Genomic DNA, 19,897 nt, shown 5'->3' on the forward strand with positions numbered 1-19,897 from the left:
CAGAGTCTTTCCGAAGCGGCAGTCTGGATTGCTTCGCTACGCTCGCAATGACGGGGGGATAGGCCTTCGCATCGCTCGCAAGAGCGGTGGGAGGCGAGGGATAAGACAAAGGAATTGTGCAATGACCGGACCGGAAACCCTCGACGTCGCGCGTGATGCGATCTGGACCATCGTGATCGTGTCGTCGCCCCTGATGTTGGTCGGCCTCGTGGTCGGCGTCGTCGTGTCGCTGTTCCAGGCGCTGACGCAGATCCAGGAGCAGACACTGATCTACGTGCCGAAGATCCTGGCCATCTTTGCCACAATGCTGTTGGCCTTGCCGTTCATGGCCGACGCACTGCATTCCCACATGCTGCGGATATCGTCGCGAATCATCGGCGGCTGAGGCACTATGCGCCCATCATGCGCATCGACGTCTCGCTGCTGCCGGCGCTTGCCGCCTCCTTCATGCTCGCCTTTGCCCGGGTCGGCGCGATGGTGATGCTGTTGCCGGGCCTGGGCGAGACCAATATCCCGACACGGATCAAATTGTCGATCGCGCTGCTGCTCACGCTGATCATCCTGCCGCTGCATCGCAACGCCTATCAGGTCGACATGGGTTCGATCGCGCCGCTGCTGGTCCTGATGCTGCATGAGATCGTGATCGGCATCGTTCTGGGGGCGACTGCGCGGGTGACGTTGTCGGCGCTGCAGGTTGCCGGTGCCGTGATCGCGCAGCAGATGGGGCTCGGCTTCGTCACCTCGGTCGATCCGACGCAGGGACAGCAGGGCGTGCTGGTCGGCAACTTCCTGACGATATTGGGGGTGACGCTGCTGTTCGCCACCGACAGCCATCATCTGGTGATCGCGGCACTGAACGACAGCTATACCATCTTCGCGCCGGGCGAGACGGTGTCGAGCGGCGATGTCGCGGCGCTGGCGACGCGCGCCTTTGCCGCCGCATTCCGCCTGGGCTTGCAACTTTCCGGCCCGTTCCTGGTGTTCGGCCTCGTCTTCAACATCGGGCTCGGCGTGCTGGCGCGGCTGATGCCGCAGATGCAGGTCTATTTCGTCGGCGTGCCGCTCTCGATCTTCGCCGGCTTCCTGGTGCTCGCCGTGGTGCTCACGGCGATGATGGGCACCTATCTCGACTATTTCATCGGTGTCATGCACCAGATGATGCCACTCAAGTGACCGGGTGATCGATGGCGGAAGACAACGATCCAGAGAGTCAAACAGAAGACCCGACGCAAAAACGTCTCGAAGAGGCGCTCGAACGCGGTGACGTCGCCAAGAGCCAGGAGATCAACACCTGGTTCATGATTGCGGGCGCCACGCTGGTGGTCTCGAGCTTCTCAGGATCGGTCGGTAGCGGGCTATTGGCGCCGATGCGCAACCTGCTCGCCAATTCCTGGATGATCAAGACCGACGGCAGGGCTCTGCTCGCTCTGATGCAGCAGATCGAAGTCGCTGTGCTCGCGGCGGTGGGCGTGCCGCTGCTGATGCTCGTACTGGCGGCAATTGCCGGCAACGTGCTGCAGCACCGCCTGGTCTGGTCGGCCGAATCCCTCAAGCCCAAGTTCAGCAAGCTGTCGCCGGCCGAGGGCCTCAAGCGCATCTTCGGCAAGCAAGCGGCGGCGAACTTCCTCAAGGGTCTCGGCAAGCTGATCGTGCTCGGCGCGGTCATGACCATGATCCTGTGGCCGGAGCGGCATCGCATGGAGGCGATGGTCAGGCTCGATCCGGCCGCCCTGCTCGGCGCCTCCACCAGCCTGACCATTCATCTGCTCGGCGCGGTGGTCGCGGCGCTCGCGATCATCGCCATCGGCGACTATTTCTTCCAGTATCGCAGCTGGTTCCAGCGGCAGAAGATGTCGCTCCAGGAGATCAAGGAAGAGTTCAAGCAGTCCGAAGGCGACCCGCACATCAAGGGCAAGCTCAGGCAGCTGCGCCAGCAGCGCTCCAAGAAGCGCATGATGGCGGCGGTTCCCAAGGCTTCCGTGATCATCACCAACCCGACCCACTACTCGATCGCGCTGTCCTACGAGCGCGGCATGTCGGCGCCGATCTGCGTCGCCAAGGGCGTCGACAACCTCGCTTTCAAGATCCGGGAGATCGCGCGCGAGCACGACATCCCGATCGTCGAGAACGTGCCGCTCGCCCGCGCCCTCTACGCCACCGTCGAGATCGACGAGGAAATCCCGACCGAGCACTACCATGCGGTCGCCGAAGTGATCGGCTACGTCATGCGTCTGAAGAGCGGATTCGGTGCCAGCCGGCAATAATACCCCTGAAAAGTACTGGAAATGGCCGTAATCTGGGAATCAGCGTACCTTTCGCCCCTGCTGCCCTTGCGTCTGCGGGTCCGATTCAGGCAGGGAGGACCCTGCGCGCCCTGTAGCGCGTTGATTCTCTGCCGACAGGCTGTGCCAGCTTGAGATGACTGCCGAGACCGACCACGACCTCACACGCGAGCCCGTTGCGGCGCACGAGCCGTCGCCGCGCTCGGGCAGCATTGCGCTGGTGCTGCTGGTGGCCGCCGGCCTCGTCGCCGTTGCCGTCGGGTTGATGACGCTCGGGCGCGCGCAGGCCCAGCCCTATATCCTCGGCATCCTCGCCGTGCTGGCGATGGTCGGCCTGTTCAACCTGTTCGCCTTCGCCGCCGGCATCATCCGCTTCGTCGATCGCAATCTCGACGATCCCGTGATGGGGCGCATCGCCGACCACGCCTTCGACGGCCTCGCCGTGACCGACCCGCGGGGCCATGTGGTCTATTCCAATGCGGCCTATCTGACGCTGACCGGCGCCGCCGGCCCACAGGACGTGCGTCCCGTGGAGCGCGTCTTCATCGGCAACCCCGACGTCTCCGAGGCGGTGTTCCGCCTGTTGAAAGCCGCGCGCGAAGGCAAGCGGCAGCAGGAAGAGGTGCGCATCTCCGGCAATGACGGCAGCCAGGGCCGCTGGCTACGCATGCGGGTGCGGCCTCTCGGCACCGGCAAGCGCGAGACGAGATATGCGGTGTGGTCGATCGCCGACATCACCCGCGACCGCGAGCGCCAGGAGGACGTGTTCCAGGAACTCCAGCACGCGATCGAATATCTCGATCACGCGCCCTGCGGTTTTTTCTCGGTCAATCCGGCCGGCGAGCTCGCTTATGTCAACGCGACGCTGGCGAACTGGCTCGACTACGACCTTGCCGAGATCGGCTCGGGCGGGCTGAAGCTCACCGACATTGTCTCCGGCGATGGCGCTTCGCTGCTGACCGCGATCGTGTCGGTGCCGGGCGAGGTGAAGACCGAGGTCTTCGACATCGACCTGCGCATGCGTACCGGCAAGACCATGCCGGTGCGGCTCTATCACAAGCTCGCCTTCGGCGCCGACGGCGCGCCGGGCCCGTCGCGCACGCTGGTGATCAGCCGTGCCCGCGACGAGCGCAGCGATCCGGACCGTGCCGCCGAAGTGCGCTTCATGCGCTTCTTCGACCATACCCCGATGGCGATCGCCACCGTCGACCGCGGCGGCAACGTCGTGCGCGCCAATGCGCGCTACGCCAAGCTCGGGCAGGCGCTAGGGCTCGACAGCACCAGCAAGTCGATCTTCCGCGCGGTCAATTCGCGCGACCAGCACCTTTTGATCGCGGCCATCAACCAGGCCGCGGAGGGCCAGGCCGACGTCGCGCCGGTCGAAGTGGCGCTCGAAGGAACCAGAGAGCGCTGGGGCCAGTTCTTCGTCACGCCGGTGGACGCGGCCGAGAACGACGCCGAAGTCGCCATCGTGCACATGCTCGAGACCACCGAGCGGCGCGCGCTGGAGAACCAGATCAATCAGTCGCAGAAGATGGAGACCGTCGGCCAGCTCGCCGGCGGCATCGCCCACGACTTCAACAACGTGCTCTCCGCCATCATGATGGCGAACGACTTCCTGCTGAACGCGCACAAGCCGACCGACCCGTCGTTCCAGGACATCATGCAGATCAAGCAGAACGCGACGCGGGCCGCCACGCTGGTGCGGCAGTTGCTGGCGTTCTCGCGCCGCCAGACGCTGCGGCCGCAGGTGCTCGACCTCGGCGATGCGCTCTCCGACCTCGCCATGCTGCTGCGCCGCCTGATCGGCGAGAAGGTCAAGCACGAGACCATCCACGGTCGCGATCTCTGGCCGGTCAAGGTCGACGTCTCCCAGTTCGAACAGGTCATCGTCAACCTCGCGGTCAACGCGCGCGACGCCATGCCCGACGGCGGCAAGCTGATCATTCGGACCGCCAACGTCACCACCGAAGAAGCGGCCAGGCTGGCCTACAAGGGCATGCCGGCAGCGGATTACGTGCGGATCGAGGTCGCCGACACCGGTACCGGCATCCCCGCCGACATCCGCGACAAGATCTTCGAGCCGTTCTTCTCGACCAAGGAAGTCGGCAAGGGCACCGGCCTCGGGCTCTCCACCGTCTATGGCATCGTCAAGCAGACCGGTGGCTTCATTTACGTGGACTCCGAGCCGGGGCAGGGCACCTCGTTCCAGATATTCCTGCCGCGCCATCATGCCGAGCCGGAGGTGCAGGTCGAGCAGCCGGCGCCGGTCGTTGGCGCCAGCAATGGTGCCGCGAAGGAAGCCGGGTCCGTGACGGACGCCAAGCCCCGCACCGATCTCACCGGACAGGGCACCATCCTCCTGGTCGAGGACGAAGAGGGCCTGCGCGCGCTCAACGCGCGCGGTCTGCGCTCGCGCGGCTACACAGTGGTCGAGGCCGAGAACGGTGTCGAGGCGCTGGAGGTACTGGAAGAGCAGAGCGGCGGAATCGATCTCGTCGTGTCCGACGTCGTGATGCCGGAGATGGACGGCCCGACACTGCTCAAGGCGATGCGCGAGAAGAATCCCGACATCAAGTTCATCTTCGTCTCCGGCTACGCGGAAGACGCATTCGAGAAGAGCCTGCCCGAAGGCCAGCAGTTCGACTTCCTGCCCAAGCCGTTCACGCTCAGCCAGCTCGTGGCGGCCGTGAAGGAGACGATGGCGAAGGCGGGGTGAGGGCCTCGACGCCATGACGACGGGAAACCGGAACTCCCGTCGCACAAGTGACCGGTAACCCGCGACCGCGGCTCCTTCGCACGCCCGGCCAAGCTGCCGCCAAAGATGGGCTTTTGCCACATCCCCGCGACTGAGGGCCGCAGCCATAAGTTCCGATAGTGGCTTCCTTTTTACGGAAGGCTGCCCATCTTAGGGGCACGTCCCCATGCCGGGGATCTGGGAAACCAACATGAATTTCTCGCAACGCTCCCGCAGCCTCTTCAAGACGATTGCCGTCGTGCTGGCGCTTGCGCTGCCGACTGCGCTGGCGATCTCGTCCGCCGACGCGCGCGTTGGCGGCGGCATGTCGTCTGGTTCGCGCGGTTCGCGCACCTATTCGGCCCCGCCGTCGACCACGACCGCGCCGGGTTCGACCTCGCAGTTCAATCGGACCTACACCCAGCCGGGCACAGGCATGAATTCGGCTGCCGCCGCACCCGCGCGTGGCGGCCTGTTCGGCCGCGGTGGCGGTTTCCTGGGCGGCCTTGCGGCCGGGTTCCTCGGCGCCGGCCTGCTCGGCATGCTGTTCGGCGGTGGCCTGTTCGGCGGCCTCGGCGGCCTGTCGTCGATCATCGGCCTGATCATCCAGATCGTGCTCGTGGTGCTCGTGGTTCGGCTGGCGATGTCCTGGTGGCAGCGCCGGCACACCCCGCAGGCGGCCTATGCCAACGCTGACGCCGGTGCCGGTCCGGGACCGCAGGCGAATAACCGTCTTGGTGGCGGTCTTGGCGGCGGCTTCGGCTTCGGCGCCAACAACGCCCCGCTCGAGATCAAGCCGGACGACTATGAAGCGTTCGAGCGCCTGCTCGGCGATGTCCAGACCGCGTGGTCGAATGAGGACGTGGCCAAGCTGCACACGTTAGCGACGCCGGAAATGGTCTCCTATTTCGAGCAGGACCTCGGCCAGAACCGCGCGCGCAATGTCGTCAACAAGGTCAGCGGCGTGAAGCTGTTGCAGGGCGACCTCGCGGAATCCTGGCGCGAAGGCGAGACCGATTACGCGACGGTGGCGCTGCGCTTCGCGCTCACCGACAAGACGCTCGACCGCAATACCGGCGCAATTGTCGCCGGCAGCGAGCAGCCGGGCGAGGCCACCGAAGTCTGGACCTTTGCCCGACGTCCAGGCGGCGCCTGGGAATTGTCGGCAATCCAGCAGACCAACTGATCGCGCGTATAGCGACAAACGAGGGCGTCGTGCTTCGGCACGGCGCCCTTTTTGTTTGAGCTGCGCGTTTCGGTCAGGCGGCCATTTGGGCGAAGCACTTAATTGCTTGTTGGCCGCGCAGAGCTGCCGCAATTTCGCGCCTGCCGGTTGGATGAGGAGATATTCCGTGAGCCAGTGTGTCGCGCGCCTCAGGACAAACTACGAAGGCATTGCCAGGAGTTCGTCCCTGCTGCTGGAGGCGATCGGAACGGCGTATGACCGGATCGAGGCCGAGCGCGACCGCAATTGCTGGATCTATCTTCGCCCACGGCAGGAGGCACTCGAAGAATGCCATAAGCTGGTGGCGCGCGCGCGGACGGGCGAAAATCTTCCGCTGCTCGGCATTCCCTTTGGTGTGAAGGACAATATCGACGTTGCGGGAATGCCGACCACTGCCGCATGTCCGGCGTTCAGCTACACGCCCTGGCATTCCGCGCATAGCGTCGAACGCCTCACCGCAGCCGGCGCAATTTGCCTCGGAAAGACCAATCTCGATCAGTTCGCCACAGGCCTGTCCGGCGCGCGCTCGCCCCATGGCCCCTGCGCGTCGATTGCCGATGCGCGCTATGTTGCGGGCGGCTCCAGTTCCGGGTCCGCGGTCGCCGTGGCGGCCGGGCACGTCGCCTTTGCGCTCGGCACCGATACCGGCGGCTCGGGGCGCATACCTGCCGGGTTCAACAACATCGTCGGAATCAAGCCGACCGTTGGGCTGGTGTCATCACGTGGCCTGGTGCCGAATTGTCCGACGATCGATTGCGTGTCGGTATTCTGCAATACCGTCAGCGACGGCGAAGCAATCCTCGACATCATCGAAGGGTTTGATTTCGAAGATCCCTACAGCCGCCTGCCCAGAACCTTTTTCTCCGCCAACGGGGCGGCGGCATCATTCCGGTTCGGCCGCGTTGCGCCGGCAGATATCGAATGCTTCGGCATGTCGGAATGCGGCGAACTCTACGAGAGCGCCTGCGAACGTCTTGCTCATATCGGAGGGACGGCGATCGAGGTGGACTTTGCCCCATTCCGCCAAGCGGGGGAGTTGATGTTCAGCGGTCCCTGGGTCGCTGAGCGGCGCTCCGCCATCGCTTCTCTCATCGATGTCGAATCCGGCTCCTTGCTTGATGTCACGAGGACCGTGCTGGGCTCAGCCGCCGGCTATTCGGCGATCGACACGTTTGGCGCCATTCACCGGCTGCACCGGCTTCGCCGCGACGCCGAAGCAATCTTTGCCGGCATCGATGCTCTCGTGGTTCCGACTGCACCGCGGCCGTTCACACTGGAGGAGATGCATCGTGATCCGATCACCCTCAACAATCGTCTGGGCTACTACTCGTACTTTGCCAATTTACTCGATCTCTGCGGCGTCGCCGTTCCGAATGCGAAATTGTCAAACGGCATGCCCATGGGCGTGACCCTGCTAGCGCCGGCCTGGCACGATCGCGCGCTGATCGGACTGGCGCGGCGGTTCGAGGCAGGCGCAGACGGATCGGCGTTCGAATTGAAGTCTGGCGGCTAAAGGGCGGACATTATCCCATCGCCTGCCCGAGCGTAGAAATATCCAGGATCGAAATCACGGATCTTTCGTATCTGATCACGCCTTCGTCCTGGAGCCGCGCGAGTTGCACGGTCACCCATTGGCGGGTGGATCCGATGAGGTTGGCGAGATCCCCGTGGGTGAACGGCATGCCGACGACGACCTCGTTGTCGCGCTTCACGCCGTAGACGTGCGACAGGAAGATCAGCAGGCTGTGCAGCCGCTCGGTCACCGAGCGCGTCCCAAGCATCTGGGCCATCGCCGAATAGCATCGCGCCTTGAATGCGAGGGCATCCAGCAAGGCGACGGCAATCGTCGGCGATTCCAGCGCAAGCCGCCGCAGCGCCGGTCCGGGCATGAACGTCAACCGGCTGCGCTCGGCTGCAACCGATGTCCACATGTGCGGGCCCGTCCCGAATATGTCGGGCCCGCCGACGAAGTTGCCGGGAAACCAATAGGCGAGCGTGACTTCGCGCCCCGACGGTGCAGCATAGTAGCTGCGTATGCGTCCCTCGCTGATCAGGTAGATCCCGGCCTGTGCGTCGCCCTGAGACCAAACCAGTTGGCCGGCTTCCAGGATCTTTTCGCGTCCGATCGCACGCAAGCGATTGCAATCAGCCCGGTTGAGACCATCCAGCAAGCCGGGCAGCGGTCTGACGAGATCGTCCGACTCCGCGAGCATCACACCTGCCGCTATCGCGCTGTTCGCCCTGTGCATGGCCGGCTCCGCATGTGAGACCCGGCATCGAATATTCAAGAACCATGCCAGCCCGCTGCGTCCGCCTCAGACCCGCGGGCTCCGGGTCATCAGTCCGCGTCCGACTGATTGAAAGCCCGCAACCCTTCTACGCGGATGACGTCGAGACAATCCTTCTTGAGCGACAGATAAGCTGGCTCGACCATGACAGAACTCGACCGTGGGCGCGGCAGCTTGACCGCGACTTCGCGCAGGATGCGGCCGGGTCCCGCGCTCATGATGAGAACGCGGTCGGCCAGCACGATGGCTTCATCGATATCATGCGTCACGAATACGATTGTCGCCTTGATCCGGTCGCGCAGCGCCAGCAGATTGTCTTGCATCACCGCGCGGGTCTGCGCGTCGAGCGCCCCGAAGGGCTCGTCCATCAGCAGCACACGGGGCTGATTGGCCAGCGCTCGCGCGATCGCCACGCGCTGTTGCATGCCGCCGGACAGCGTGTTCGGATAAGCGTCGGCGAAACGCTTGAGGCCAACCATCGCGATCAGATCGTCGGCGATGGCATACGCTTCCGTCTTGGACTTCCCGAGCATCCTGGGGCCGTGGGCGATGTTGCTGCGGACGGACTTCCAGGGAAAGAGATGCGGCTGCTGGAACACCATACCGACATCGGGACGCGGACTGTAGACGGGTGCGCTCTCGACTAGGATCTCGCCTTCGAACGGCACTTCCAACCCGGCGATCGTATTGAGCACCGTCGACTTGCCGCAGCCGGAGGGTCCGGCGATGCAAACGAATTCGCCAGGCGCCACGTCAAAGGAAACGCGATCGACCGCGATGACTTGCCCGCGCTTGGTGTCGAAGACGATGCTCAGGTTCGAGACTTGAATGGCCGGTTGTTTCCGCGCCGATTCGACGGAGGCAGGCGAACTTGCCAGCGCCAGTTTCATGCCCGATCGAGATCCCGACATCAGCGCCACCAGACGATACGTTCGGCAAGAGCCGCAAACAGCCGGTCGGCGATGAACGACATCAACCCGAGCGCTGCGAGCCCGCCCATGACCTGGCCCGTTTGCAAATTCTGCTGCGCAATCTCGATCCTGTAGACGATGCCGGCGAAAGCGCCGGCCAGTTCAGCCGCGACAAGCGTATAGAAGGAGATGCTGACGGCGGTGCGCAACCCGACCACAATGTAGGGAAGCGCGCCCAGCAGCACGATCTCCTGCAGCATCTGCCGTCGGGGCGTGCCGAGCATCAACGCCGCCCGAATCAGGCCACGGTCGACCTTCTGCACGCCGATGTGAGTCGAAAGCCATACCGTGAAGAATACGCCCCATACGACGAGGAACAATTTTCCCGCCTCCGACAGGCCGAACCAGAGGATGACGATCGGCACGAACGCAATCGGCGGAATTGGCCGCAAGATATGGAATAGCGGGGACAGCAAGCTCGAGATAACGGGGAATTGGCCGGTGAGAACACCGAGCAGGATGCCGAGCGCGCCGCCTATGATGAATCCCGTGGTGACGCGAAAGAGGCTGGCCAACAGATCGCTAAAGAACTGTCCGCTTCGGATCCATTCAAGCACGGCCGCAGCAACCACCGTGGGCGGCGGAAACAGCACCATGTTGACGGTTCCGGAACGGGAGACAAGTTCCCAGAGCCCAATGAACAAGGGAAGCGAAAGCGCCCCGACCAGAATATTGAGACGGCGAAGCCGAACTGAATTCGGCCGCCGAGCGCGACCGCCAGTGCGGATGGCAATATCGCGTCCCGCTGAAGTGGCTTCCTGCATGGCCGCGCGGGTGCCTATTTCCACGACAGGGTGACGCGTGCGGGATCGACCTTTTTCAGTGGCTCGGTGACGACGAATTTGCTGAAGTCGGGCATCGCCGCTCCCGGAGGATGGTTGCCGCTCTCGAGGCGCCATGCGGAGTGGGTCTTGAGAATCTCGATCAGCCGGTCGTCGAGACGCACCCGGTAAACATAGTCGGCCCAGATGGGCGCGAGTTCGTCCCGCTTCATTCCAACCGCGTCCGCCACTGTCGTGATCGCTTCATCCGGGTGTTCCTTCATCCAGACCTCGGCATCAATCAGTGCGGCGATGAATTTCTCGACCAGCGCTGAATTGGCGTCGAGATAGGGCTTCATGACGACAATATTGAACGTCTCGGAATAGGTGCCCTTTGTATCGACCTCAGCGACGGCTTCGCCCAGGGCTTTCTTCGCGTTGGCGACGTGGGGCTCCCAGGTGTCGAACGCGTCGATGCTTCCGGCTGCAAGTGCCGGCAGCATCTCCTGCGGCCGCAGATTGACGAGGGTGACATCCTTGGGCGTCAATCCCACCGACTTCAGCAAGGTCGCCGTGTAAACCTCGCTGCCGGTGCCAGCCGTGAATCCGATTCGCTTGCCGCGAAGATCTGCCTTGGTCTTGACGCCGGCCTTGGCCGCGACGAGCGTCTTGAGGTCGGAATATTCCATCCCGGCGACGAAGGCGATGGGCTGGTTAGCCATCGCTGAAGCGGTGACAGGTGCCTCCGCCGTCGTCGCGACATCGGCACCGCCTCCGATCACGGTGTCGAGGCACTGCTTCCCGGAGGTGAAGTTCGAGACCGTGATGTCCAGTCCGTGCTTTTCGAAAATCCCCTTCGATTTGGCGACGATCGCAATGCCGGAGATCGGTCCGAGGTTTTGCGCAAGTCGGGCTTTGAGCAGTTCCGCGGCCAAGGCGCAGTTCGGACCGATGGCAAGACCGACGGCAAGGCAGCAAAGGGTGGCACGGCCGGCAATTGTCGTGATTGGGCGGATGGTGGTCCGGTGCATGACGGTCTCCCCCTTGCGCCGCGTCCCTGCGCAGCCCCGATGTGGTCGCGGATACCGCCCTGAACGGTCCCGCCACAGTCCCCCGCGTCCTCCCCTGGACGATCACTTGAGGATCGGCCCATTTGGTATGCTCGCCCGGCACCCTTGTCCCGGGAAGCAATTAATCGACATGGCAGTCGGGAAGCGGCTGGGAATCGTCGGCGATCCCGCTGACCAACAGATCGCAGACGACATGAAAAGCCAGGGCATCGTGCTTCTTGCATGGGGCCTTGTTCTTTTGGGCGTCTCGCATTGCGACATCGGAATAAGCGGGCCTGCGTCGGGTTGAAATCTGGCGGCCAACGACAACACAAAGGGAGGACAGGATGACCCGCATTGAGAGATCCGTGACGATTTCAGGCCTCGCGCTCGCTGCGGCCTTGCTTGCGGCGCCATCGGCGCAGGCGCAGTCGGCCGACATGACGTTCTTCGTGACCTCCAACGGTCCTGGCAAAGGCGCCGATCTCGGCGGCCTGGAGGGGGCGGATGCGCAGTGCCAGAAGCTGGCCCAGACCGGCGGCGCCGGCAGCAAAACCTGGCGCGCTTATCTCTCCACGCAGGCCGCCGACGGCAAGCCGGCCGTCAACGCGCGCGACCGCATCGGCAAGGGACCGTGGCAGAACGCCAAGGGTGCTGTGATCGCCAAGGACGTTGCCGACCTGCACGGGGCGGCCAACAACCTCACCAAGCAGACCGCGCTCAGCGAGAAGGGCGAGGTCATCAACGGCCGCGGCGACACGCCGAACCGGCACGACATCCTCACGGGTTCGCAAGCCGACGGCAGCGCATTTCCCGCGGGTGACGACAAGACCTGCAAGAACTGGACGTCGAGCACGCAAGGCGCGGCGGTTGTCGGCCACGCCGATCGTCAAGGCCTGCGTGATGACGAGCCGTCGAAATCGTGGAACAGCTCGCATCCCTCGCGCGGCCCCGATGGCGGCTGCTCGCAGGCCGATCTGAAGAGCACCGGCGGCGACGGGCTGCTGTATTGCTTCGCATCGAATTGAGGCTGCCGTCATTGCGAGGAGCGCAGCGACGAAGCAATCCAGAGTCGCTCCAGGGTGACAGTCTGGATTGCTTCGCTGCGCTCGCAATGACGGAGCGTGTGGTGCCGCCGTTCAGCCTCATCCTTACGGAACCTTGTCGCGCGTGATAAATTGGTCCTGTCGCTTCCACGCTCACGGACCCCTTCCATGAAATACGAGCTCTATTATTGGCCCGAGATCCAGGGCCGCGGTGAATATGTGCGGCTGGCGCTGGAGGAGGCGGGCGCGGGTTATGTCGACGTGGCGCGTGGCCCACGCGGCACAGCTGCGATGATGAAGATGATGGACGCGCACAAGGGCACGCCGCCTTTTGCGCCGCCGTTCCTCAAAGCCGGTAAGCTCGTCATCGGCCAGACCGCGAACATCCTGCTCTATCTGGGCGCCCGCCACGCCCTCGCCCCGAAGTCGGAGGCCGGTCAACTCTGGGTCCATCAGCTCCAGCTCACGATCACCGATTTCGTGGTCGAGATTCACGACACCCATCATCCGCTGGGGCCCTCGCTTTACTACGAAGATCAGAAACCGCCGGCAAAGAAGCGCACCGCCGACTTCTGGGGCGAGCGCGTGCCGAAATATCTCGGCTATTTCGAGCAGCTCCTTGAGGACAATGGCGGCGCCTACGTCACGGGCCGCAGGCTGACCTATGTCGATCTCTCGCTGTTCCAGCTCGTCGCGGGACTACGCTATGCGTTTCCGAAGCGGATGAAGGCGTTCGAGACAGATATCCCAGGCCTCGTTGGCCTGCACGACCGCGTCGCGGAGCGGCGGAACATCAAAGCCTATCTCGAAAGACCGCGCCGCATTGCCTTCAACGAGCAGGGCATCTTCCGCCGCTACCGCGAGTTGGATGGTTAGCCGGTCCGGATGTGCCGAGAGGGTGATGCGCGCTCACCATACGCCAGGAACCAGCCGATAGCGCACGCGCGTCACATAGTCGGCATAGCCCGGTAGGCCCTCGCGCAGCGTGCGCTCCTCGATGCGAATGCGGATCGCAAGCAAGACGAGGAATAGCGGCACCATAATAAGTCCCCACCACGAGCCCAGAAGCAGCGGCACGCCGGCGAAGAACAGGATCATGCCGCTGTACATGGGATGGCGCACATGGGCATAAGGCCCCGTCGAGATCACGTGCTGCGCGCGCTCGGCCTGCAGCTTCACCACGGGCGCCGCGAACGAGTTCTCGCGGAAAACCCAGAGGATGAACAGCGTCGAGAGTAGGAACAGGGCGAAGCCGAGCATCTGCAGCGCCATCGGCACGTCGGAGGACAGCGTACGCCGGTCGAGCCCGATCGCCGCCAGCCAGACCAGCATCGCGACGACGAAGACGGTCATGAACATTTTGTCGGCGGCGGGCTGGTCCTTTTGCAGGACCGGCCGCAGGCGTTCGGCGAGCAGTGCGGGGTCGACCCGGTAAAGCCACCACCCGCAGAGCGGGCCGAGCAGGGCGGAGGTCGCGAGGAACACCCCGGCCGACGGCCAATGCAGCGTGCCGGCGGACGCGAACAGCAGCGCGCCCATGGCGGCGGTGGTGATCGTGTTCTGCAACAGGAGTCTTGCGATCATGCGCAGGTCTCAGGCTAGCCGCGCACGATATTGGTCCCGCTATCCGGCGAAGTTGCGGCCGGACACGCGAAAAGCCCGATCGACCGGATCGGGCATTTCATCTTCGACGCGGCTGATCAGGCGAGCTGATCGATCCGCGTACCCTGACCCGGCGGCAGCGGCGCGGGCGGCGGCGGCTTATAGGTCGGGTCGTTGTCTTTGGTCTTGATCTGATCGTCCTGCTGCTTGGTCGTGTCGTAGCTCGGCACCACGATCGCGATCGGCGGCGGCGAAACGGTAGAAACGCTCATCCACAAATCCTCACATATGGAAACAATTGACCCTGCGCCGCGAGACGCGAAATTTCCTTCAAGCCAATCGTTAAAATGCAAGGGATCCGGTGCGGTGGAGGAGGCCGCTTTCGCGCCGCCATAAATGCTGTTTCCGCGAGAGGACAGACCTCTCCTCGTCATTGCGAGCGCAGCGAAGCAATCCAGTCTGTCTCCGCAGAGGGATTCTGGATTGCTTCGCTACGCTCGCAATGACGGAGTCTGTAGTGTGCGGTGTGCTGTCAGACGCACACCGCGCGGGAGCCGCCTATTCGTCCTTGCCGCGCGTGATTGCGATGGACGCATCCGTCTTGGTGCGGGTGCATTCCATGTTGAGACGCCGGTAACGCATGCTGATCTTGTCGCCGCGCAAGAGCCCCATCCGCTTCAGGCAGCGTGTCGCGCCCGTCGTCGTATCGTCCTTGGTCACGGTGAAGACGATCGCCGCCATCGACCCCACCAGCGCAAAGAACTCCGGCTTGGGCTTGCGATCGCCCTTGGCATAGAGCTCGATCGAATATTTGTCGCCACGGCAAGCCACGGACAATTCCTTGGCCGCGGGGTGCGTCAGGTAGACCACATTGGCGGCGCGGAAATTCACCTTGAGGCGGTCGACCTGGTTCGCCAGCTCCTTGGCGCTGTCATCGCAGCGGTCGGCGCGCGCGGGTGCGGCGAGGGTCACAAGGCCGGTGATGGCGGCGGCGACCAGGATCGCGCCGCGGACGTGCAAGTTCAATGTCATGACGAAAAGCCCCTTAGCGGGCGCATTCAACCGTCGTCGCGCGCGTAGCGCAAGGGGTGCATCCCGGGTCTTCACCGGCATCATGAGGGACACATGTCCGCCTGAGAGCCACCGAAAAGGGTCTCCATGCCGCCCAATCCGGATGCCCTGACCGCACCAGAGCGCCTTCCCTTTGCGGCAAAAAAGCTTAGAACGCTTCTATGAAAGGGATCCATGCGAGGACCCCAAAACCCCGAGATTCCAGCCCATGAACGCTCCCACCGCCTTCCCCGACCCCGCAAAACCCGTTCCGCCCTACAAGCACACGCCGCTGTTTCCGCTGGGCAAGGACGAGACGCCGTACAAGAAGGTCACGGCCGAGGGCGTGCGAGTCGAGAAGGTCTTGGGCCGGGACATGCTCGTGGTATCGCGTGAGGCGCTGCGGGCCCTGTCGGAAGCGGCCTTTGGCGACATCAACCACTATCTGCGGCCGGGGCATCTGAAGCAGCTCCGCGCGATCCTGGAGGATGGCGAGGCGAGCCCGAACGACAAGTTCGTCGCGCTGGACTTCCTCAAGAACGCCAACATCGCCGCCGGCGGCGTGCTGCCGATGTGCCAGGACACCGGCACCGCGATCATCATGGGCAAGAAGGGCTGCAACGTCATCACCGACGGTGACGACGAGGCGGCGCTGTCGGAAGGCGCGCGCGATGCTTACCTGCGCCGCAATCTGCGCTACTCGCAGGTCGCGCCGCTGTCGATGTACGAGGAGAAGAACACCGCCAACAACATGCCGGCGCAGTGCGAGATCTACGCCGAGGGTGATGACGCCTACAAGTTCATGTTCATGGCAAAGGGCGGCGGCTCCGCCAACAAGAGCTTCCTGTTCCAGGCCACGCCCTCGGTGCTGACCAAGGACCGGCTGCTCGCCTTCCTGAAGGAGAAGGTCTTGACGCTGGGCACCGCGGCGTGCCCGCCCTATCACCTCGCGATCGTGATCGGCGGCACTTCGGCCGAGCTTTGCATGAAGACGGTGAAGCTGGCGTCGGCTCGCTATCTCGACGCACTGCCGACCCACGGCTCGCCCGACGGCAACGCGTTTCGCGATCTCGAGATGGAGCAGGAAATTCTCAAGATGACGCAGTCGCTCGGCGTCGGCGCGCAGTTCGGCGGAAAATACTTCTGCCACGACGTCCGCGTGATCCGCATGCCGCGTCATGGCGCCTCGCTCCCCATCGGGCTCGGCGTGTCCTGCTCGGCCGATCGCCAGGTGCTCGGCAAGATCACCAAGGACGGCGTCTATCTCGAAGAGCTCGAGCACAACCCGGCGCAGTATTTGCCTGAGGTCGAGCAGTCGCTGGGCGGCGAGGTCGTCAAGATCGATCTCAACCAGCCGATGAAGGATATCCTGGCCACCTTCTCGAAGTACCCGACCAAGACGCGGGTCTCGATGACCGGCACCATGATCGTCGCGCGCGATTCCGCGCATGCCAAGCTGCGCGAGCGGCTCGACAAGGGCGAGCCGCTGCCGGACTATTTCAAGAACCATCCCGTCTATTACGCCGGCCCCGCCAAGACGCCCGAGGGCTACGCCTCCGGTGCGTTCGGCCCCACCACCGCTGGCCGCATGGATTCCTTCGTCGATCAGTTCCAGGCCGCCGGCGGCTCGATGGTGATGGTCGCCAAGGGCAACCGGGCGCCGGCCGTGCGTGAGGCTTGCAAGAAATATGGCGGCTTCTATCTCGGCTCGATCGGCGGTGCCGCGGCGAATCTTGCCGAGCACTGCATCAAGAAAGTCGAGGTGCTCGAATATCCCGAACTCGGCATGGAAGCGATCTGGCGCATCGAGGTCGTCGACTTCCCGGCGTTCATCATCATCGACGACAAGGGCAACGACTTCTTCAAGGAGCTGAATCTGGGCTAGCTCTTCGCCTCGCTCCGGAGTGCCGGAAGAGCTCGGCCTGCATGGTTCGAGACGCCCGCTTTGGCGGGCTCCTCACCATGAGGGTCTGATATCTCGCCGCGAAACATGACCTCATCCTGAGGGCCCGCCGGAGGCGGGCGTCTCGAAGGATGGGCCGCAGGCTAACTGCAATTCGTGACCTGATTGGAGCACAGCCCGCGCCACCAGCCGCGGACGCCGTCCTCGCTCTCGACGAGGCCCCAGAGGCCGCTGCAAGCAAAGATGTGCTTCGGCCCGCCATCGGTGTCGATCGGACCGCCGAGCTCGCGCTGGGCCGGCATCCATTTCGCATCGACGAAGGGCGCCTGGAACAGGCCGCCCATGCGGGTCGCGCCATTGGCGTAGGCCGCGCCGACCTTGTTGGAGGCGACCCAGCCGCGTCCGGCATAGGGCTTTGGCGCGCGGCGCGGATATTTCTTGTCGTCCTCGTAGTCCTTGCCCGGCGGCTTGGCGCCTTCGATCAGAAACCAGCCGTTCTTGAAGCCGATGATGCGGAATTCGGTGAGCCAGCCGCCATCCGGCGTGTTCTCGCTGCCGCCGAGCTTGAGCAGGTAGGGCGGCGGAAGCGTGCCGAGCACACGCGCCTTGGTCGATGGTTCGGCACGCACGTTGAGGCCATCAGGATCCTTGTCGACGGACCATGCGCCGAAATCGCAGGGCTCGGTACCGTCGGGAAGCGTCGAGCGCTTGGCGGCGAGATCGGCATGCAGCTTTGCGAAATCGGCGTCATCGTTGTCAGGATCCGGCCCGCTACGCGGCTTCAATGCGGCCGAGATTGCGCGCGTCGCATCCGGCGTCAGCGCGACCACGAGAGCCTGGCGCGCGCCGAAAACGCTTGCAGGCGACTTCGGATCGTTCGACGAGATCGGATAGACGGCGAGGTAGCCCGTCGAACCTTCGGTTCGATAGGCCGTGCCGGCAACATAGCCTGCCGGTAGCATGGCGAGCGCGCTTGCCCGCCACGCCGGTTCGGCGTCGTCCGCGCGCGCCGCTTGTGTCGCGACACACAGGATCGTCGCCGCGATGAGACCGAGCGCGCGCACGGTTGCCGCGCGGCTTAGGCGCGCGTGCCGGTGAACGGGAAGCTGCCCATCGGGCCGATGCCCATCTCACCGCTCATGCTGTCGCCCGAGACGGTTCCGATGAATTCGAGCGTCAACGGCATCGGATTGGTGATCGAGACCTTCCAGTTGACGGCATCGCCGCTGACGGTGCCGTCGAATATCTCGGCTGTATCGCCTTCCGCACCCTGCGTCCCTGTGAGCGTGCCGCCGGCAGCCGTCAGGCTCAGCGTCGCCTTGCGCTCGCCCATGGGGGTTGTCAGGGTCAGAGTCCAGTTGCCGTCGACGGCCATTCGCGTCTCCCAAGATCCCGGCGGACCGCGACGATCCGCGGGCCAGTCCCGGCCGAGCGTATAGCGCAACTCGCCGCCCGCGCCTAACGCTCCGTCGGAGGCATTTAGGCGCGGGCGGCGGCGCGCCGTCGGCTGGTGACGATGAGACGGAGCACGACATATTGCACGGCGAAGGCGAGGATCTTGGCGCCGCCCGCGACCACCGTGATGTAGAACGCCCACAGCTTCAGATCGCCTGTGGAGGCGATGGCGATCGTGCCGGCGCCGATCACGAACATCAGCGCGGCCCAGGCATAACCTGCAGCCGTCACATATTCCGGAACGGTCTCGACGACGATCGGCGGCATGTAGCGCAGCATCCAGCCGCGCTTGAGCATGATGGCGCCGATCGCGAAATGCGCGATCGAGGGCTTTGCGAGCATGAAGCGGGGATCGTGGGTCAGCAGCGTGACCGTGCCGAGCACGACGACGAGCGCGACGCTCGCATAGGTCATGTAATTGACCTGCTGCCCCTTGACGCGCGCATAGATCAGCTGCGCGATCGCTCCGGCAATCGCCACCGACGTTGCCAGGACGACGTTGTCGGTCACGAGATAGATGACCAGGAAGACGATGGCGGAGAAGAGGTCGGAGGCGAGGCGGGCGAATACGTCCTTCATCGTCGATCCTTCAGCGGGAGTTGGGCAATGCGCTGGCCGGCGGACCGTACTTGATCTGCCGATATTCGGGATACCATTTTGTGAAGTACATCGCGCTGTTGCGGGCGGCGAAGGCGACCGCAAGGCTCGACCAGAGCGGCAGGCCGGGGACATAGAGCAGCACGAGATTGGCGGCCGCCATCAGCAGCGCAGCCGCGGTCCATGCGCCGGTGATGATGTAATTGGCGTAGAGAAAGCCGGGCATTGCCGCGGTCTCGGCCGGCACGGCCTCCAGCGCGTATTGCAGCGTGAATGGACGGCGGACCAGCATCGAGCCGAGCGAGATGACGAAGATGCCGATGTCGACCGACAGCTTGACACCGAGTGTGCCGAGCGCCGGATCGAACAGCGCGAGGTGGATGCCGATTGCGGCGAATAGCAGCGCCGAGCCCATCGCCAGGATCTTCACCGATCGACCGCGCACGACATCGATCGCGACGGTGGCGAGACAGATTGCCGAGGCCACGAATACGCTGATCGTGGCCGATGTCATCAGCATCAGGAAGGTGAAGGCGCCGTAGGGCGCGAGGATCAGGAAAATCGCCATGGTCCGCCTCGGTCAGGCCTTATCTTTACGATGTAAAGATCAATAAGTCACGGGCGGAGCGGGGTCAAGCAAAATCTTTACAGTGTCAAAATGACGTAAGCGACTTCCAAAAATTGAATTGCTGCAACGGCTTGGTCGGCCATTTCGTCGATGAATCCGGCCCAGGGCAGGTAGGGCAGCGCAGGTAACGCACAGGCGACCGAGAGGACGAAGGCGAGCAAGATACCGCCGTTGAAGACGGTTTGGCCGCTCCGCCGCGGCTGGATCATCTGAAGTGTGAGCGCGGCGCAGATCAGGACCAGGACGACGAGGTAGCCCGCAGTGATCGATTGTATGTGCATCAGAGACCTCTTTGGTGGCATC

General features: G+C 64.0%; 21 protein-coding genes. 9 read left to right on the forward strand and 12 right to left on the reverse strand.

Annotation, left to right across the window (positions count from 1 at the left end):
• The first annotated feature begins 121 nt into the window (after positions 1-121).
• From fliQ to atzF, 6 genes are all read left to right on the forward strand, one after another.
• The gene (fliQ, locus tag ABIB90_RS34055) at positions 122-385 is read left to right on the forward strand and encodes a flagellar biosynthesis protein FliQ (RefSeq protein WP_007602153.1); all 264 of its coding nucleotides are present in this window, start codon (positions 122-124) and stop codon (positions 383-385) included.
• 17 nt (positions 386-402) lie between these two features.
• A complete protein-coding gene (fliR, locus tag ABIB90_RS34060) occupies positions 403-1,173 on the forward strand; it encodes a flagellar biosynthetic protein FliR (protein WP_007602155.1) in 771 nt (256 codons plus the stop codon).
• An 11-nt stretch (positions 1,174-1,184) separates the two neighbouring features.
• Positions 1,185-2,264 (forward strand): flagellar biosynthesis protein FlhB, encoded by a 1,080-nt coding sequence (gene flhB, locus ABIB90_RS34065; protein WP_007602156.1) that lies wholly within the window; start codon positions 1,185-1,187, stop codon positions 2,262-2,264.
• A gap of 154 nt (positions 2,265-2,418) precedes the next feature.
• Entirely contained in the window at positions 2,419-5,001 is a 2,583-nt protein-coding gene (gene cckA / locus ABIB90_RS34070) for a cell cycle histidine kinase CckA (RefSeq protein ID WP_354202258.1), read from the forward strand.
• 205 nt (positions 5,002-5,206) lie between these two features.
• On the forward strand, positions 5,207-6,205 hold the full coding sequence (locus ABIB90_RS34075; RefSeq protein ID WP_354202259.1) for a Tim44 domain-containing protein: 999 nt from the start codon (positions 5,207-5,209) through the stop codon (positions 6,203-6,205).
• A gap of 166 nt (positions 6,206-6,371) precedes the next feature.
• Positions 6,372-7,757, forward strand: a complete 1,386-nt coding sequence (gene atzF, locus ABIB90_RS34080; RefSeq protein WP_354159231.1) for an allophanate hydrolase — start codon at positions 6,372-6,374, stop codon at positions 7,755-7,757.
• A gap of 10 nt (positions 7,758-7,767) precedes the next feature.
• Here the strand turns inward: atzF and ABIB90_RS34085 are convergent, their stop codons facing one another.
• The 4 genes from ABIB90_RS34085 to ABIB90_RS34100 all read right to left on the reverse strand — a co-directional run bounded on the left by ABIB90_RS34085 (position 7,768) and on the right by ABIB90_RS34100 (position 11,295).
• A complete protein-coding gene (locus ABIB90_RS34085) occupies positions 7,768-8,493 on the reverse strand; it encodes a Crp/Fnr family transcriptional regulator (protein ID WP_354159229.1) in 726 nt (241 codons plus the stop codon).
• A gap of 89 nt (positions 8,494-8,582) precedes the next feature.
• Positions 8,583-9,422, reverse strand: coding sequence for an ABC transporter ATP-binding protein (locus ABIB90_RS34090; protein ID WP_354159311.1), 840 nt, complete (start codon positions 9,420-9,422; stop codon positions 8,583-8,585).
• Between the two features lie 20 nt (positions 9,423-9,442).
• The gene (locus ABIB90_RS34095) at positions 9,443-10,267 is read right to left on the reverse strand and encodes an ABC transporter permease (RefSeq protein WP_354202300.1); all 825 of its coding nucleotides are present in this window, start codon (positions 10,265-10,267) and stop codon (positions 9,443-9,445) included.
• 14 nt (positions 10,268-10,281) lie between these two features.
• Positions 10,282-11,295 carry an NrtA/SsuA/CpmA family ABC transporter substrate-binding protein gene (locus ABIB90_RS34100; RefSeq protein WP_354202260.1) on the reverse strand — a complete coding sequence of 338 codons (1,014 nt, stop codon included), beginning with the start codon at positions 11,293-11,295 and terminating at the stop codon, positions 10,282-10,284.
• Between the two features lie 365 nt (positions 11,296-11,660).
• On the opposite strand from ABIB90_RS34100, the gene ABIB90_RS34105 reads away from it, so the two are divergent.
• Together ABIB90_RS34105 and ABIB90_RS34110 are read left to right on the forward strand one after the other, a co-directional pair.
• The gene (locus tag ABIB90_RS34105) at positions 11,661-12,341 is read left to right on the forward strand and encodes a lectin (RefSeq protein ID WP_219685040.1); all 681 of its coding nucleotides are present in this window, start codon (positions 11,661-11,663) and stop codon (positions 12,339-12,341) included.
• A 186-nt stretch (positions 12,342-12,527) separates the two neighbouring features.
• Positions 12,528-13,235 (forward strand): glutathione S-transferase, encoded by a 708-nt coding sequence (locus ABIB90_RS34110; RefSeq protein WP_354202261.1) that lies wholly within the window; start codon positions 12,528-12,530, stop codon positions 13,233-13,235.
• 33 nt (positions 13,236-13,268) lie between these two features.
• Here ABIB90_RS34110 and ABIB90_RS34115 read toward each other — a convergent pair whose 3' ends face one another.
• From ABIB90_RS34115 to ABIB90_RS34125, 3 genes are all read right to left on the reverse strand, one after another.
• Entirely contained in the window at positions 13,269-13,943 is a 675-nt protein-coding gene (locus tag ABIB90_RS34115; protein WP_354202262.1) for a methyltransferase family protein, read from the reverse strand.
• Positions 13,944-14,059: 116 nt separating this feature from the next.
• Entirely contained in the window at positions 14,060-14,233 is a 174-nt protein-coding gene (locus ABIB90_RS34120; protein ID WP_007612258.1) for a hypothetical protein, read from the reverse strand.
• Positions 14,234-14,519: 286 nt separating this feature from the next.
• Positions 14,520-14,993, reverse strand: a complete 474-nt coding sequence (locus ABIB90_RS34125; protein ID WP_007602170.1) for a hypothetical protein — start codon at positions 14,991-14,993, stop codon at positions 14,520-14,522.
• A gap of 247 nt (positions 14,994-15,240) precedes the next feature.
• Between ABIB90_RS34125 and ABIB90_RS34130 the strand changes: the two genes are divergently transcribed.
• The gene (locus ABIB90_RS34130; RefSeq protein ID WP_354202263.1) at positions 15,241-16,896 is read left to right on the forward strand and encodes a fumarate hydratase; all 1,656 of its coding nucleotides are present in this window, start codon (positions 15,241-15,243) and stop codon (positions 16,894-16,896) included.
• Positions 16,897-17,057: 161 nt separating this feature from the next.
• Here the strand turns inward: ABIB90_RS34130 and ABIB90_RS34135 are convergent, their stop codons facing one another.
• From ABIB90_RS34135 to ABIB90_RS34155, 5 genes are all read right to left on the reverse strand, one after another.
• Complete coding sequence (locus ABIB90_RS34135) at positions 17,058-17,978, reverse strand: SH3 domain-containing protein (RefSeq protein ID WP_354202265.1); 921 nt, start codon at positions 17,976-17,978, stop codon at positions 17,058-17,060.
• Positions 17,979-17,992: 14 nt separating this feature from the next.
• Positions 17,993-18,289: a hypothetical protein gene (locus ABIB90_RS34140; RefSeq protein ID WP_007602176.1), complete on the reverse strand. Its 297-nt coding sequence runs from the start codon at positions 18,287-18,289 to the stop codon at positions 17,993-17,995.
• Positions 18,290-18,393: 104 nt separating this feature from the next.
• Positions 18,394-18,948, reverse strand: coding sequence for an inner membrane-spanning protein YciB (locus ABIB90_RS34145; protein WP_354159213.1), 555 nt, complete (start codon positions 18,946-18,948; stop codon positions 18,394-18,396).
• A gap of 10 nt (positions 18,949-18,958) precedes the next feature.
• Positions 18,959-19,534 (reverse strand): hypothetical protein, encoded by a 576-nt coding sequence (locus tag ABIB90_RS34150; RefSeq protein ID WP_354202266.1) that lies wholly within the window; start codon positions 19,532-19,534, stop codon positions 18,959-18,961.
• A 77-nt stretch (positions 19,535-19,611) separates the two neighbouring features.
• A complete protein-coding gene (locus ABIB90_RS34155; protein WP_354159209.1) occupies positions 19,612-19,875 on the reverse strand; it encodes a hypothetical protein in 264 nt (87 codons plus the stop codon).
• Between the last annotated feature and the right edge of the window lie 22 nt (positions 19,876-19,897).

It is taken from the genome of Bradyrhizobium sp. JR4.1 (assembly GCF_040548605.1).
GTDB classification, from domain to species: Bacteria; Pseudomonadota; Alphaproteobacteria; order Rhizobiales; family Xanthobacteraceae; genus Bradyrhizobium; species Bradyrhizobium canariense.